The following is a 16821-nucleotide window of genomic DNA, read 5'->3' on the forward strand; positions in this document are numbered from 1 at the left end:
CCGAAAAAAATGTGAGCAGTTACGCTCACATTTGTTGTTCTTCTTCATAATCACACGAAATACATTGTACTTGTACGCCCTTTTTCAACTTCTTCTCTACTAGCATACCTTCACACTTCGGACATTTACGGCCAATCGGCTTATCCCAAGATACAAAGTCACACTCTGGATACGTACCGCACCCATAGAAAAGACGTTTCTTTTTATTACTACGACGTTCAATAATTTGACCTTTATCACATTTCGGACAAGTAACACCGATTTCTTTCACAATCGGTTTTGTATTACGACAATCTGGGAAATTCGAGCAAGCCATAAATTTCCCGTATTTACCCATTTTAAAGACCATTGGGTGATTACATAATTCACAATCTTCCCCAGCTGGTTCATCTTTAATTTCCACTTCACGCATTTCTTTTTCCGCTTTTTCTAAACGCGGTTCAAATCCTACGTAGAAATCATCAACAATTTTTACCCAATTCGCATTTCCTTCTTCTACTTCATCGAGGCTTTGCTCCATGTTAGCAGTAAATTCAATGTTAATAATTTCCGGGAAAAACTCTAAAATAAGTTCAATTACTATTTCACCTAGTTCAGTTGGAACGAAGCGTTTATTATCCAAACCTACATATCCACGTTTTTGAATCGTTTCAAGTGTCGGTACGTAAGTCGACGGTCTTCCAATTCCAAGCTCTTCAAGTGTTCTTACTAAACGAGCCTCTGTATAGCGCGGCGGAGGTTGTGTAAAGTGTTGCTTCGGTTCTAAATCCTTCGAAAATACGGTTTCCCCTACTTCTAAAGGTGGCAACATCTTATCCTTTTCTTCAGCCCCATCATCTTTCGACTCTACATACACTTTCATAAATCCTGGGAACTTTACAACCGATCCACTTGAACGGAACTGAACATTATTATTAATGAGTCTCGCTGTCACAGTATCCATTATAGCAGACGCCATTTGACTTGCAACAAATCGCTCCCAAATCAATTTATACAATCGAAGTTGGTCACGACTTAAGAAACTCTTTAGTTCCTCTGGCTTTCTCATTACCGAAGTAGGACGAATTGCCTCATGCGCATCTTGTGCGTTCGACTTCTTCGTTTCTTTCTTCTTTTCTGTTCCTATGTATTCCGTACCAAACGCCTCAGTAATGTACGTACGTGCCTCTGTTTGAGCTGTTTCTGAGATACGTGTTGAATCAGTTCTCATATACGTAATAAGACCTACAGTTCCTTGTTTTCCAAGATCAATTCCTTCATACAATTGCTGCGCAAGCATCATCGTTTTCTTTGCTCGCATGTTTAACTTACGCGCCGCCTCTTGTTGCAAGGAAGATGTTGTAAATGGTAATGCTGGATTACGTTTTCGCTCTTTTCGCGTTACATTTTCAACTGAGAACGCATTATCTTTCAGCCGTTCAATTATTTCATTCACTTGTGTTTCATTCGTTAATTGAACTTTTTCACCATCTACACCGTAAAAGCTTGCTTCAAATGTGTCTTTCCCTTTCACAAATTCTGTCTTAATTGTCCAGAATTCTTCAGGCTCGAAACTTTGTATTTCTCTTTCACGTTCGATAATTAAACGAACTGCTACAGATTGTACGCGTCCTGCACTTAATCCTTTTTTTACTTTCTTCCATAATAAAGGACTAATATTGTAACCAACAAGACGATCTAGTATACGTCTTGCTTGTTGTGCATCTACTAAATTCATGTTAATCGCGCGAGGATGTTTGAATGATTCTTTTATTGCATCTTTTGTAATCTCATTAAACACAACTCGGCAATCTGATTCAACGTCCACATTTAACGTATTGGCTAAATGCCAAGCAATAGCTTCCCCTTCGCGGTCTGGATCGGCCGCGAGATAGACTTTCTTTGCTTTTTTTGCTGCTGATTTTAAGTCTTTTAAGACGGGACCTTTACCACGAATGGTAATATACTTCGGGGTGAAGTTGTTCTTTACTTCTATCCCCATTTGGCTTTTAGGTAAATCGCGAACGTGTCCCATAGACGCGACAACTTTGTATTTTTTCCCTAAATATTTCTCAATGGTCTTCGCCTTAGAAGGCGACTCCACGATTACGAGGTAATCTGACATGCTAGTGCCTCCTTAAGAGGTGGATTCAAGTCTTCATTAATCTTATTGATTTCTCTTGTTTTTGTCAATCAAGAATGAATATACCATACAGTGCCTATCTACCATTTGTCAATAATTGTTTAATAAAAACATAAAAATATAAGGTTAATTTAAAATCTCTTCCAGTATATCTTCTGCATTTCTTACTAGTTTCGCTCCTTGTTGAATGAGATGATTTGTTCCTGATGCACTATCTATAAATATAGGTCCAGGAAGTGCAAATACCTCTCTATTTTGCTCTAGAGCAAGGTCTGCGGTAATAAGTGTTCCACTTCTTGATTTCGCTTCTACAACTAAAACACCTTTACTTATGCCACTAATAATTCGATTCCTTTTTGGAAAATACCATTTTTTCGGTGCATAGTGCGGAGGATACTCTGTTAATAACAATATATATTCATTCCACACTTCATATAAATATCGATTCTCTCTTGGATATATATACGATAATCCATGTCCTAGTATCGCAATTGTTGGGCAATGCCGTCTTACTGTAATTTCATGAGACATCGCATCTATCCCTCTTGCAAATCCACTGACAATAAGCCATTCTTTTTCTAATAATGGATGTAAAATAAATTTCAAACTTTCATATCCATATAAAGTCGGTTCTCTTGTTCCAACAACCGCTAATTTATTCACTTTATTGAGAAAATCTTTTTCTCCTTTTCCATATAATACAAAGGGAGGATCTTGTATTTCACGTAATAATTTTGGATAATCTTCATCCCATATTGTCATATAAAAGAATCGATTTTTCTCTAAATAAGATATATATTGTGGGAGATTTGAACTTTGAAGAAAATTTACTAATTCTGAAGATTTTTTCGAGGATATTCCAGTGTAACATTCAATTTGTTTTGCATTAAAATTGTATATTTCCTTCAATTCTGGATCGACATGTAATAGCCTCTCTATCGCCTTCCAATGGTCTGCTAACAAGTAATGAAGATGTAATAATCGTTCTCTTTTCATCCCAATTCTCCTTACCCATAATTTTTATTATGTTAACAAGAAGTTTGTAAAAAGACACCTTCAAGCAAGAAGGTGTCTTTCAACAGATTAGTAGTTTTTACAAGTCTCAAATAGACCTTTTTCTTTTAAGACAGAGATTAGCGTTTCACCCATAACTGCTGGAGTTTCCGCTACTTTAATACCACAAGCTTCCATCGTTTTAATCTTTTCTGCAGCAGTTCCTTTACCGCCAGAAATGATTGCACCAGCATGACCCATACGTTTGCCAGCAGGCGCTGTTTGGCCGCCAATGAAGCCTACAACAGGTTTTGTCATATTAGCTTTCACCCATTCAGCTGCCTCTTCTTCCGCTGTACCACCGATTTCACCAATCATAATTACAGCATGTGTTTCTTCATCTTCATTAAATGCTTTTAACGCATCAATAAAGTCTGTACCGTTAACAGGGTCTCCGCCGATACCTACAGCCGTAGATTGACCAATACCTTCTTGTGTTAACTGATGTACAGCCTCATACGTTAATGTACCAGAGCGAGATACGATACCTACATGACCTTTTTTATGAATGTACCCTGGCATAATACCAATTTTACATTCATCAGGTGTGATAACACCTGGGCAGTTCGGTCCAAGTAAACGTGTATGTTTACCAGCCATATATCGCTTTACATTTACCATATCTAATACAGGAATTCCTTCAGTAATACATACTACTAAATCAATTTCTGCATCAACTGCTTCCATAATTGCATCAGCCGCAAAAGCGGGTGGAACGTATACAACTGAAGCGTTTGCGCCTGTTGCTTTCACTGCATCTTCTACAGTATCAAATACTGGTACACCTTCAATATCAGTGCCACCTTTACCTGGCGTTACACCACCGACAATTTTCGTACCGTATTCTATCATTTGCTTTGTGTGGAATAACCCTTGAGAACCTGTAATACCTTGAACAATAACTTTTGTATCTTTATTAACTAATACGCTCATTTTTCTCCCCCGCTTTCTATTAGCCCACTAGTGAAACAATTTTTTGCGCACCGTCTGCCATAGATTCTGCTGCAACAATATTTAAGCCAGACTCATTTAAAATTTTCTTACCTAACTCTACGTTTGTACCTTCAAGACGTACAACTAAAGGCAATTCAAGACCTACTTGTTTCGTTGCTTCAATAACACCTTCTGCAATAACATCACACTTCATAATGCCACCAAAAATGTTAACGAAGATACCTTTTACATTTTTGTCAGAAAGGATAATTTTGAATGCTTCTGTAACCTTTTCAGCTGTCGCACCGCCACCAACATCTAAAAAGTTAGCTGGATCGCCATGGTAATGTTTAATGATATCCATAGTAGCCATCGCTAAACCTGCACCATTAACCATACAACCGATATTTCCATCTAAAGGAATGTAGTTTAAGTCATATTTAGAAGCTTCGATTTCTTTTGCATCTTCTTCATCAAGGTCACGAAGTTCTAAAATGTCTTTATGGCGATATAAAGCATTAGAGTCAAAGTTTAATTTCGCATCTAATGCCATAACTTTACCATCACCTGTTGTAACAAGTGGGTTAATCTCTGCGATAGAGCAATCTTTTTCGATAAAAGCACGGTATAAGCCCATCATAAACTTCACAGCTTGTCCTACAAGCTCTTTTGGAATATTGATGTTAAATGCAATTCGGCGTGCTTGGAAGCCTTGTAAGCCTACTGCTGGATCAATATATTCTTTAAAGATTTTTTCAGGTGTTTTTTCTGCTACTTCTTCAATTTCTGTTCCGCCTTCTTCAGAAGCCATTAAAACAACTTGAGAAGTTGCACGGTCTAAAACAAGACCTACATAATATTCTTTTTTAATATCGCAACCTTCTTCGATAAGTAAGCGTTTTACTTCCTTACCTTCAGGACCTGTTTGATGTGTCACAAGTGTAGTTCCTAAAATGCTCTCTGCATATGTACGAACTTCATCTAAATTTTTTGCAACTTTTACTCCGCCAGCTTTGCCGCGTCCACCAGCGTGAATTTGTGCTTTCACTACACATACATCCGTTCCCAATTCTTTCGCCGCTTCTACAGCTTCTTCTACTGTAAATGCAACCTTCCCGTTCGGAACGCTAACCCCATAGCTTCTAAGGACTGCCTTACCTTGGTACTCATGGATATTCATGGTCCCATCCTCCCCTGTTTTCCTGTTTTACTCAAAAAGTTTTTTAATGTTTAAAAAACATTACATTGCCATTGTATAAGATGATTGGCACGCTGTCTACAATAAAGTGTCAGAAAACTGAAATCGCTTTATTCTTTTTGGGAAATAGTAATGTTTATATGTCAAAATACAAAATAAGCTGCGTTTTCGCAGCTTATTTTTGAATCATATCTTTAATTGGCGCAAACGATTTTCGATGTTCTTCTAATATGCCATGCGCTTCAATCGCTTCTAAATGTTGTTTTGTGCCATATCCCATATGTTGTTCAAATCCATATGCAGGATACTTTTCTCCAAGCTCTTTCATCATACGATCTCTCGTTACTTTCGCAATAATGGATGCAGCTGAAATAGAAATACTTTTTGCATCACCTTTAATAATAGATGTTTGCGGAATTGGTGTAGGGAGTTTCATCGCATCAATTAATAAATATTGTGGTGTACAAGATAAATTCGCAACAGCATCTAACATCGCTTGTTTCGTCGCTTGATAAATATTTATTTCATCAATAACTTGCGGTGATACAATTCCAACTCCAATTGCAATTGCTTGCGCTTTAATTTCATCATAAAAACGCTCACGTTTCGCTTCACTCAGCTTTTTCGAATCGTTTAACCCTGGAATATAAAAGTCTTCCGGAAGAACGACAGCTGCCGTCACAACAGGCCCAGCTAACGGTCCACGACCTACTTCATCTATACCCGCGATATATGTGAGACCTTTTTCACGTAACGCATTTTCATATTTAGACATTTCTAGAAATTTTTCTTTTTCCTTTTGTGCTAACTCTTTTTGTTTATACCACTTCGAAATGAGCTTTTGTACCCCTTTACGTTCATCTTTCATTAATATCTGAAAGCGGTCGTCCTCTTCACTTATAATCTCTTGCAGTAAATGTTCCGCCTCTTGAATCGTCACTTTTTGCATTCATGCCACTCCCTTTATATACAAAAAAGAAAAGACGTACAAACGCACGTCTTATACTTCTTCTACTTTTTCTGCATCTTCTGTCTGCTCTGCAAACTCTTCTGGTGTTTCAAACGTCATTTTTCCAAGTTTGCCACCACGAAGCTCACGAAGTACAAGTTCAGATGTTTTATCATAATCAATCATTCCGCCGCCCATTAAACAGCCTCGGTTTTTTCCAATCGCATCAAATAACTCCACGATATCTTCTGGAATGTCATTTAAATTATAGCGCTCTTTTAATCGCTCTGGGTAATGTTTCTCCATAAAACGTAGCGCATAAACAGCTACGTCTTGTAGATTTAAAATAGAATCTTTAATTGCACCAGTCGTAGCTAGACGTAATCCAACTAATTGGTCCTCAAATTTAGGCCATAGTATACCTGGTGTATCAAGTAATTCCATTTCCTTCCCAACTTTAATCCATTGCTGAGCTGTTGTCACACCAGGACGATCTCCTGTTTTAGCAATATTTTTCTTCGCTAACTTATTAATCAACGTAGATTTACCAACATTCGGTATCCCCACAATTAATGCACGAATCGCTCTCGGTCTAATACCTTTTGCAACCATTTTATCAAATTTCTCTTTCACTAACACTTTACAAGCCGCCGCAATTTCCTTCATACCTTGTCCAGCCTGTGCGTTAATTGAAATTGCCATATGGCCTTTTTCTTTAAAATATGCGATCCATTGCTTTGTTAAACGATCATCTGCCATATCCGCTTTATTTAAAACAACAAGCCTCGGTTTATGTGTAATAATCTCATCGATCATCGGATTTCGAGAAGATAAAGGTAATCGAGCATCTACAAGCTCAATTACAACATCAATTAACTTTAATTTTTCTGTTACTTGGCGTCTAGCCTTTGCCATATGTCCCGGGAACCATTGAATTACCATGTTGCCACCTTCTTTTTCTTTTATTTCACAATACGAGCATCTTTTAACGGCCAATATAGTATATTTGCCTTTCCAATCACTTGGTCCATTGAAATTGTACCAATCGAACGGCTATCTTTACTAAAACGACGATTATCGCCTAAAACAAATAATTGACCTTCTGGAACAGTTTTCTTCCCTGTCATTTCTTCAAGAGTGAAATCATATGTAAGCGGTCCGTCAGCAATTTGTTTTTTCTGCTTGTCTAAATACGGCTCCTCATAAGTCTTTCCGTTAACATATAGTTTATCATTACGATACTCTATTTCATCGCCTGGCAGGCCGATAATACGCTTAATATAATCTTTATCTTCCGTTGCTCGGAATACAATAATATCAAATCGTTTCGGATCTCCTATGTGATAACCAATTTTATTAACAATCATTCGATCGCGATCATGTAATGTAGACGCCATCGATACTCCATCTACGAGAATTGGCGCAAAGAAAAACTGTCTAATAACACCTGCTAATACAACAGCTATCAAAATTGCCTTAATCCATTCCCAAAGTGAACTCTTTTCTTTCTTCATGCTTTTCCCCTCCACGATTATGTAAGCTGATCGTATTATATCAAAATTTTATATAGATTGGAAAAAGGGAGCTTGTGCATTTACAAGCTCCCATACATGTCTTATCGAATTTCTTTAATACGTGCTTTTTTACCGCGAAGGTTACGTAAGTAGTATAACTTAGCACGACGTACTTTACCACGGCGAAGTACTTCGATTTTCGCGATTCTTGGCGTGTGAACTGGGAATGTACGCTCTACACCTACACCGTAAGAAATCTTACGAACTGTGAATGTTTCACTGATTCCGCCACCACGACGTTTAATTACAACACCTTCGAAAAGCTGAATTCTTTCACGAGTTCCCTCAACTACTTTTACGTGTACACGTAAAGTGTCTCCAGGACGGAATGAAGGAAGGTCAGTTTTTAATTGGCCTTTTGTAATTTCTGCGATTAATTGTTGCATATTAAATTCTCTCCTTTAAACAGATGCTCTTATAAAGTCTAAATAAATTACAGCGGAACATCGTTAATACGGCTACTGATTTCAGCAGCACAAGTGTTATAATAGCATATTGCTAAGGCTGTTGCAATAGAAAATATATCAAGCACTTATTTGCCTTCTTTAATCTGTTCTAGCCACTTCTTTTCTTGCTTAGACAATTCTCGTTCTTCTAGTAAATCCGGTCTACGCGTGTACGTACGACGTAGTGATTCTTTATGTCGCCATTCATCAATATTTTTATGATTTCCCGACATTAATACATCTGGCACTTTCATACCACGAAAATCAGCTGGACGTGTATAATGAGGATGCTCTAATAAACCTGTACTAAACGAATCCTCGACTTGTGAAGCATGATTTCCTAGTACTCCTGGAAGGAGACGTACGACACTATCAGTTATAACCATAGAGGCTAACTCTCCACCCGTTAATACATAGTCACCGATAGAAATCTCATCTGTTACGAGATGTTCACGAATTCGTTCGTCATATCCTTCATAATGCCCACATACAAAGATTAAATGTTCTTCCTCTGCAAGCTCTTCCGCTTTCTTCTGAGTAAACCTTTCACCTTGCGGACACATTAAGACAACTCGCGGCTTCCGCTCTGTCTCTTTCGTTAAATCTTCTACAGCATCAAAAATAGGCTGAGGAGTTAACACCATCCCAGCGCCGCCACCATACGGATAATCATCCACACTATTATGCTTACTCGTTGTATAATCGCGGAAATTGACAACACGAAGCTCTACCGCTTCTTTTTCTTGTGCTTTCTTTAAAATTGAAGATCCAAACACACCTGTAAACATATCTGGAAACAAAGTTAAAATGTCAATTTTCATTATAGTAGCCCTTCCATTACATGAATGGTTACTAATTTATTCTCAATGTTAACTTGAAGCACAACATCATCAATATAAGGAATTAACAAATCTTGACCTTTTGGACGTTTAATTACCCAAACATCATTTGCACCAGGAGATAGAACTTCTTTTATTGTCCCTAGCACTTCTCCTTCTTCCGTTACAACGTTGCAACCAATAATTTCATGATAGTAGTATTCACCTTCAGCTAGTTCGCCTAATTGATCTTCAGGTACTTTTAAAAGAGAACCTTTAAACTGTTCTACTTCATTTACATTCCCATATCCTTCAAATGTCAATAAATCAAATGTTTTATGTTGACGATGAGAAGTAATCTTTACTGGGAAAGGCTCTCCACCTTTTTCATTCGATATGTATAACGTATTCCCTACCTTATATCGCTCTTCTGGAAAATCAGTACGAGAAACCACACGAATTTCTCCTTTTACGCCATGAGTATTTACAATTTTTCCTACGTTAAACCATTTTGTCATAAACAGTATGTCACCCCTGGTTTCTATATAAATTAAGCATCCCCATTTCACATATGGAACATGCAACTTCTCTTTAAATGTTAAAAAAGGGAGAGGAATAACTCCTCGCCCTTTTTACGTTTATTGAATTTCCAGTGTTACTTTTTCACTATTGTGATGTCCCACTGAATACAAGAGCATTCGAATTGCTTTCGCAACTTTCCCTTGTTTTCCAATGACTTTTCCAACATCCTCAGGATGTACAGTTAATCGATACTTTATCTCTCCGTTGTAAAGTTCCTGTGTAACTTTTACATCTTCAGGATAATCGACAAGAGGCTTGACAATCGTCTCGACTAACTTCTTCATAGTCATTGCCTCAATTACTTACCTTGTTTAGATAAGTGGAATTTCTCCATGATACCTTGGTTAGAGAATAAGTTACGAACTGTATCAGATGGTTTAGCACCATTTCCTAACCATTTTAATGCTGCTTCTTCGTTGATCTTAACTTCAGCTGGTTGAGCAACCGGATTGTAAGTACCGATTTCCTCAATGAAACGTCCGTCACGAGGAGAACGAGAATCTGCAACAACTACACGATAGAAAGGAGTTTTTTTAGCTCCCATACGTTTTAAACGAATTTTAACTGCCATTTATAAAGCACCTCCGAATTTATTTCACACAGATAATTATATTAGCAAAAAGACTATTGCTTTGTAAAGTATTTTTTCTTAACAGAGCCATCTTTTTTCCTTACATGAATGGAAACTTCAATCCACCTAGTCCTTTTTTCTTACCTTTTTGCATTCCAGTCATCGTTTTCATCATTTTTTTCATATCATCAAATTGCTTGATTAAACGATTGATTTCTTGTACCGTTGTACCGCTACCTTTGGCAATGCGTTTTTTGCGACTAGCATTGATTATTTCCGGTTGTTCTCGCTCTAATTTAGTCATAGAACGAATAATTGCCTCAATATGCCCAATTTGTTTTTCATCAACTTGTGCATTTTTCAGCCCTTTAATTTTATTTGCACCAGGAAGCATTCCTAACAATTCATCAAGCGGTCCAAGTTGACGCACTTGTCCAAGTTGTTCTAGGAAATCGTCAAGTGTAAACGAAAGCGTACGCATTTTTTGCTCAAGTTCTTTTGCTTTCTCTTCATCAACTGTAGCTTGCGCTTTTTCAATTAATGTTAAGACGTCTCCCATCCCTAAAATACGGGATGCCATACGTTCTGGATGGAACGCTTCAAGTGCATCTAGTTTTTCACCCATACCAGCAAATTTAATTGGCGTATTTGTAACAGCTTTAATAGACAATGCCGCACCACCGCGCGTATCACCATCCAGCTTCGTTAATACAACCCCTGTTAAACCTAGCTGTTCATGGAAACTTTGTGCAACATTAACCGCGTCTTGTCCTGTCATCGCATCGACAACAAGGAAAATTTCATCCGGTTTCGCAACTTCTTTCACTTTCGCTAATTCATCCATTAGTTCTTCATCAATATGCAGGCGACCTGCTGTATCAATTAAAACATAATCATGATGATCTTCTTTCGCTTTTGCAATCGCTTGTTTCGCAATTTCAACAGGACTTACTTGATCTCCTAAAGAGAATACAGGCATGTCCAATTGCTTCCCTAATGTTTCAAGCTGTTTAATCGCTGCAGGACGGTAAATATCCGCCGCAACAAGCATTGGTTTACGATTATGCTTTTTACGAAGCAAATTCGCAAGCTTACCTGTCGTCGTTGTTTTACCTGCACCTTGCAGACCAACCATCATAATAACAGTCGGTGGCTTATTAGCAACAGCAATTTTGCTTTGCTCTCCGCCCATAAGTTCTGTAAGTTCTTCCTGTACAACCTTAATTACTTGTTGTCCAGGTGTCAAACTTTTCATTACATCTTGTCCGACAGCACGTTCAGATACACGCTTTACAAAATCTTTTACTACTTTAAAGTTAACGTCCGCTTCTAAAAGAGCTAGACGAACTTCTCTCATCATTTCTTTCACATCGGCTTCAGAAACTTTTCCTTTGCCGCGGATTTTTTGCATCGTCTGTTGAAGTCGGTCGGCTAATCCTTCAAATGCCATATTGCCGCCCTCCTAATCTAATTTTTCGATAGCTTCAACAACTTGTTTCATTTCTTCATTCACATGCTCTTCTTCGCTGATTAGCTGTTTTAGCTTTGCAACAAGTCGCTGTCGCTCTTGAAACTTTTGAAGTAATACTAATTTTTCTTCATATTCTTCAAGCATCGCTTCAGTCCGTTTAATGTTATCATACACGGCTTGGCGACTCACATCAAATTCTTCCGCAATTTCACCAAGAGATAAATCATCTAGATAATAAAGCGACATATAACTTCTTTGTTTTTGCGTTAACAACGATTGATAAAAATCAAATAAATAGTTCATTCTCGTTGTTTTTTCGAGCATGTTGGATCATCCTTTGTTAAGTGATTTCCCTTTACATGAATTAGTTTACATGGAGTACAAAAGAGTGTCAAGTTTTTTTCTTAACATCTCATATTTTTATGGAAAAAGAAGCGGAAAATACCGCTTCTTTCACTTATACTTCTTCTGTTTCTACTAAGTTCGCAAATAAACCATATACATATTGTTCTGGATCGAACTGTTGCAGATCATCCATTTGCTCTCCTAATCCAACGAATTTCACCGGTACATCCATTTCGTTACGAATTGCTAATACAATACCACCTTTAGCAGTTCCATCTAACTTCGTTAAAACAATACCAGTCACATTCGTTGCTTCACGGAATGTTTTCGCTTGACTTAAACCGTTTTGTCCTGTTGTTGCATCAATAACAAGTAATACTTCATGAGGAGCTCCTGGTACTTCACGCTCAATTACACGCTTTACCTTCTCTAACTCTTTCATTAAGTTTACTTTATTTTGTAAACGTCCTGCTGTATCACATAGTAATACATCTACTTTACGTGCTTTTGCAGCTTGTACAGCGTCATACATAACCGCTGCTGGATCAGACCCTGATCCTTGTTTAATCACTTCTACCCCAACGCGATCGCCCCATACTTCTAATTGTTCAATCGCTCCAGCACGGAATGTATCTCCTGCTGCTAATAAGACAGACTTACCTTCTGATTTAAACTTATGAGCCATCTTACCAATTGTTGTCGTTTTACCTACACCATTCACACCAACAAATAAAACAACTGTCAAGCCATCCTTTTGCTCATTAATTTCATTAGTAAAATCACTGTCACCTTTATAAATCTCTATTAATTTTTCCGAAATAACAGCTTGTACTTCTTTTGGATCTTGAATATTACGACGTTGTACTTCTTCTTTCAGCTGGTCGATTAATTCCATCACTGTCGAAACGCCAACATCTGCACCGATTAAAATTTCTTCTAATTCTTCGAAGAAATCTTCATCTACTTTACGGTAACGAAAGACTAAATCATTTACTTTATCTGCAAACGAATTTCTCGTTTTTTCTAATCCTTGTTTAAACTTCTCTGTTACCGTATCTGTTTGTTTTGAAATTTTTTCTTTTAGTTTTTTAAAAAAGCTCATACTGTCCCATCCTTTCTATTTGCTTGCAACTAGTTCTTCTCCATCATCTAAACGAACAGAAACAAGTTTAGATACCCCTGACTCTTGCATTGTTACACCGTACAATACGTCAGACTCTTCCATTGTACCTTTTCTATGTGTAATTACAATAAACTGTGTCTCATCACTAAATTTCTTCAAATACTGAGCAAAACGGGCAACGTTTGCCTCATCAAGAGCAGCCTCTACCTCATCTAATACACAGAATGGGACTGGGCGCACTTTTAAAATACCAAATAGCAGCGCAATTGCCGTTAAAGCACGCTCTCCACCTGAAAGTAAACCTAAGTTTTGCAGTTTCTTCCCTGGCGGTTGCGCTACGATATCAATACCCGTATTTAATAAGTCCTCTGGATTCGTCATAACTAAATCCGCTCTACCGCCTCCAAATAATTCAGAGAACACCGATTGAAACTCCATTCGAATTCCTTCAAACGTAGTAGAAAAGCGTTTTTTCATTTCTTCATCCATTTCAGTAATAAGTTGGTGCAATGTCGTTTTTGCTTCTTCTAGATCATCTTTTTGCTCTAGTAAGAATGTATGACGCTCTGCCACACGCTCATACTCATCAATTGCTCCTAAGTTTACTGTACCTAGCTCTTCGATGGAGAGTTTAATTAGTTTCACCTTTTTACGTGCATCCTCAGCAGGCATCACCATTGTATACTTCAGTTTTGCCGCTTCAAATGAAATCGTATATGTTTCACGTAAATGTTGTAATCTATTTTCTAACTCTACATCAAGTCGGTTTATTTTTACCTCTTGATCTTTCAATATCTCAAGAATGTATTTATGTTTACCTGTTGTTTCTTTCAGGTTACGCTCTAACTGTTCTACTCTCTCTTGTAACGATACACGTTGTTCACGACGAGAGCGAATTAACTCTGAAGTTTGATTACGATCATATGCTTTCTTCTCAATCATATTCGTAATTTGTTCTTCACCACTTGAATTCGATGTCATTTCTTGTTTTAAGAATGCTAAATCCTCTTTCGTTTTGACAAGCGTTGCATCGGTTTCTTCTTTTTCCTTCGTCAATCGTTCTACTTTTTCTTTTTGATTAGATAAGCGTTGTTGCTTTTCAGCTGCTAACACTTTTAACTCAGTCATTTCTTTTTGAACTTTTTCTTTCGAAGAATGTTGCTCACTTTTTTGTTTTGTTAAAGCTGTGATTTTGCTATCTAATTCCGTAATCTCTGCCTGAAGAGTCGCTAAAATCTTTTCTAACTCTTCTTTACGGCCTTGCATTTTCACTTGGTCTTGCAAGAACCCTTCAATCTCTAAATCGTAAATAGATAAACGATCATTAATACGATGTTCTTCTAATTCTAAGCGACTAATTTCTTCTCTTAATTTCTGTTCATCTACACGCTCTGCTTCTACACTTTGCCTTAGTTCGCGTATTTGCACTTCTTTTTCTTGAATCTCTTGTTTTACTGCTTTAACAAAGTTTTCTAACTTCGTTGTTTTTTCTTCCATATCAGTTAACTTACTCGTCCACTCTTCTAGTTCACGTTGACGTCCTAATAAAGATGATTTCGCCTGTTTTACCGCTCCACCCGTCATAGAACCGCCAGGGTTTACTACATCACCTTCGATTGTTACAATGCGATAACGGTATTGCAATTGTTTCGCCAACTCATTCGCTCCGCGTAAATCTTTTGCAACAATAACAGTACCTAATAAATTTGAAACTACATTTTCATATTTATTGTTATATTGCACGAGTTCTGCTGCCACACCTACAAACGATGGGTGCTGATTTACAATACGTAATTGCTCAAATGATAACGATCTACCTTTAATAACAGCTTGCGGTAAAAACGTTGCTCGTCCATGTTTATTTTGTTTTAAAAACGCAATTGCACTACGAGCATGTTCTTCTTTTTGTACAACTATATGCTGCATCGCTGCACCTAGAGCAATTTCCATTGCAATTTCATATTCTTTCGGTACCGTTAGCAGTTCTGCAACAGCACCCTCAATACCTTGCAACCTATTTTCTCTAGCTTTTAATACTTCACGTACCCCTTGATAGAAACCAGAGTAGTCCTCTTGCATCTCTTCTAGCATTTCTTTTCGAGAACGTGCCTGTTGTACAAATTGATATGCTTGATACAGTTTTGTTTCGTTTTCACTATACTGCGCCTTGCATTTCCCAAGTGCCGCTTCTGTCTTTTGTATATTCGAAAGGATTCCAGCTACTTTTTCTTTTACTTGTTCATAACTTTCCACAAGTTTTGTCTTTTTCGCTGTAATTTCCATACGCATTTCTACATATTTCGCATTTTCTTCATCAAGGCGTTCATTTTTTGAGTTTTGTTGTTTAGATTGTTCTTCAATCATAGATAACTCATTACGATGACTAGCTTGTTGATTTAAAAGTTCAATATAGTCACCTTTTAAATTCTCAATTTGCTCTTCTAAATTGTCAGCAAACGTTGCAAGTAATTGCTCATTATCATGCAATTTCGTCTCCAACTCTTTTACATGATTTACAAATTGCATCAATACTTCTGTACTCGATTCAATTTCACCATCATAACTTGTAGCTTTCTCTGTTAATTCAACAATTAACTGTTCGAGTTGTGCACAATGCGTCGTTGCATTTTGCTTTCTCTCTTTTAATAGCTCACGTTGTCCTTCTAACTTTTCTAGCTCTTTACTAGAAAGCAAAAGTACTTCTTGCAGGGAATCTACAGACTCATCTACTGCTTGTAATTGGCCTCGTAATTCCTCTAACTCTTCTTCACCTTTTTGTAAATGCGTTGACATTTTCGCTTCTTCGTTTTTATTATGCCCAAACTGATTTCGAAGCGCTTCCCATTTCTCATGTAATTCTTCAATTTCATGTACAATAAGCGCCGCTTCTACTTTCTCTAATTCTTCTTTTTTCTCGAGATAATCCTTTGCAATAGAAGCTTGTCTTTCTAAAGGTTCTACTTGACTACTTAATTCGTGAATTATATCTTGTACACGATTTAAGTTTTCTTGTGTGTCTGCTAATTTACCTTCAGCTTTCTTTTTACGAAGTTTGTATTTCAGCACTCCCGCCGCTTCTTCAAATACACCACGACGTTCTTCTGATTTACTACTTAAAATTTCTTCAACTTTCCCCTGGCTAATAATCGAAAAAGCTTCTCTTCCCATACCAGAGTCCATAAATAAATCGATAATATCTTTCAACCTGCATGATTGTTTATTAATATAAAAATCACTATCACCAGAACGAGATACACGACGCGTTACACACACCTCATTATATTCAATCGGTAAACGTTGATCTTCATTATTTAAAGTTAATGTTACTTCAGCAACATTAACCGCTCTTCTCGTATCACTACCTGCAAAAATAATATCTTCCATCTTTGCACCACGTAATGATTTTGCCGATTGTTCACCAAGTACCCAACGAATGGCATCAGTAATATTACTTTTCCCGCTTCCATTAGGTCCTACTACAGACGTTACACCTGGGACAAAATCGACAGATACACGCTCAGCAAAAGACTTAAATCCTGCTATTTCTAATCTTTTTAAAAACACGAAAGGCCTTCCTCCTATTCTCCGTTGCTATAAATGTTGTTTATACAAAAACAAACGATTATACGGATTTCA

The 16821-nt window shown here is 37.3% G+C and carries 16 protein-coding genes; all 16 read right to left on the reverse strand.

What is annotated here, in order from left to right:
• Positions 1-25: 25 nt before the first annotated feature.
• The 16 genes from topA to smc all read right to left on the reverse strand — a co-directional run bounded on the left by topA (position 26) and on the right by smc (position 16749).
• Positions 26-2104: a type I DNA topoisomerase gene (topA, locus tag BGI23_RS18340; RefSeq protein ID WP_001286973.1), complete on the reverse strand. Its 2079-nt coding sequence runs from the start codon at positions 2102-2104 to the stop codon at positions 26-28.
• Positions 2105-2248: 144 nt separating this feature from the next.
• Complete coding sequence (dprA, locus tag BGI23_RS18345; RefSeq protein ID WP_061131599.1) at positions 2249-3118, reverse strand: DNA-processing protein DprA; 870 nt, start codon at positions 3116-3118, stop codon at positions 2249-2251.
• Between the two features lie 87 nt (positions 3119-3205).
• Positions 3206-4108, reverse strand: coding sequence for a succinate--CoA ligase subunit alpha (sucD, locus tag BGI23_RS18350; protein WP_000115178.1), 903 nt, complete (start codon positions 4106-4108; stop codon positions 3206-3208).
• Positions 4109-4127: 19 nt separating this feature from the next.
• The gene (gene sucC, locus BGI23_RS18355) at positions 4128-5288 is read right to left on the reverse strand and encodes an ADP-forming succinate--CoA ligase subunit beta (protein WP_001020785.1); all 1161 of its coding nucleotides are present in this window, start codon (positions 5286-5288) and stop codon (positions 4128-4130) included.
• A gap of 193 nt (positions 5289-5481) precedes the next feature.
• Positions 5482-6255 carry a ribonuclease HII gene (rnhB, locus tag BGI23_RS18360; protein ID WP_001174718.1) on the reverse strand — a complete coding sequence of 258 codons (774 nt, stop codon included), beginning with the start codon at positions 6253-6255 and terminating at the stop codon, positions 5482-5484.
• Positions 6256-6306: 51 nt separating this feature from the next.
• Positions 6307-7197: a ribosome biogenesis GTPase YlqF gene (gene ylqF, locus BGI23_RS18365; RefSeq protein ID WP_000236700.1), complete on the reverse strand. Its 891-nt coding sequence runs from the start codon at positions 7195-7197 to the stop codon at positions 6307-6309.
• A 20-nt stretch (positions 7198-7217) separates the two neighbouring features.
• Positions 7218-7769, reverse strand: coding sequence for a signal peptidase I (lepB, locus tag BGI23_RS18370; protein WP_000711860.1), 552 nt, complete (start codon positions 7767-7769; stop codon positions 7218-7220).
• A 101-nt stretch (positions 7770-7870) separates the two neighbouring features.
• A complete protein-coding gene (gene rplS, locus BGI23_RS18375) occupies positions 7871-8215 on the reverse strand; it encodes a 50S ribosomal protein L19 (protein ID WP_001186516.1) in 345 nt (114 codons plus the stop codon).
• A gap of 146 nt (positions 8216-8361) precedes the next feature.
• Positions 8362-9096, reverse strand: coding sequence for a tRNA (guanosine(37)-N1)-methyltransferase TrmD (gene trmD, locus BGI23_RS18380; protein ID WP_000686892.1), 735 nt, complete (start codon positions 9094-9096; stop codon positions 8362-8364).
• Positions 9096-9611 carry a ribosome maturation factor RimM gene (rimM, locus tag BGI23_RS18385; protein ID WP_044791576.1) on the reverse strand — a complete coding sequence of 172 codons (516 nt, stop codon included), beginning with the start codon at positions 9609-9611 and terminating at the stop codon, positions 9096-9098. Before rimM ends, trmD begins: the two co-directional genes overlap by 1 nt.
• Positions 9612-9731: 120 nt before the next feature.
• Positions 9732-9959 carry a KH domain-containing protein gene (locus BGI23_RS18390; RefSeq protein WP_000737403.1) on the reverse strand — a complete coding sequence of 76 codons (228 nt, stop codon included), beginning with the start codon at positions 9957-9959 and terminating at the stop codon, positions 9732-9734.
• A gap of 14 nt (positions 9960-9973) precedes the next feature.
• Entirely contained in the window at positions 9974-10246 is a 273-nt protein-coding gene (gene rpsP / locus BGI23_RS18395; protein ID WP_000268750.1) for a 30S ribosomal protein S16, read from the reverse strand.
• A gap of 100 nt (positions 10247-10346) precedes the next feature.
• The gene (ffh, locus tag BGI23_RS18400) at positions 10347-11696 is read right to left on the reverse strand and encodes a signal recognition particle protein (RefSeq protein ID WP_000863461.1); all 1350 of its coding nucleotides are present in this window, start codon (positions 11694-11696) and stop codon (positions 10347-10349) included.
• A 12-nt stretch (positions 11697-11708) separates the two neighbouring features.
• Positions 11709-12041, reverse strand: coding sequence for a putative DNA-binding protein (locus tag BGI23_RS18405; protein ID WP_000891062.1), 333 nt, complete (start codon positions 12039-12041; stop codon positions 11709-11711).
• A gap of 133 nt (positions 12042-12174) precedes the next feature.
• Positions 12175-13164 (reverse strand): signal recognition particle-docking protein FtsY, encoded by a 990-nt coding sequence (gene ftsY / locus BGI23_RS18410; protein WP_000007646.1) that lies wholly within the window; start codon positions 13162-13164, stop codon positions 12175-12177.
• 15 nt (positions 13165-13179) lie between these two features.
• The gene (gene smc / locus BGI23_RS18415) at positions 13180-16749 is read right to left on the reverse strand and encodes a chromosome segregation protein SMC (RefSeq protein ID WP_070806755.1); all 3570 of its coding nucleotides are present in this window, start codon (positions 16747-16749) and stop codon (positions 13180-13182) included.
• Positions 16750-16821: the final 72 nt, after the last annotated feature.

This window comes from Bacillus sp. ABP14 (genome assembly GCF_001831375.1).
GTDB lineage: Bacteria > Bacillota > Bacilli > Bacillales > Bacillaceae_G > Bacillus_A > Bacillus_A paranthracis.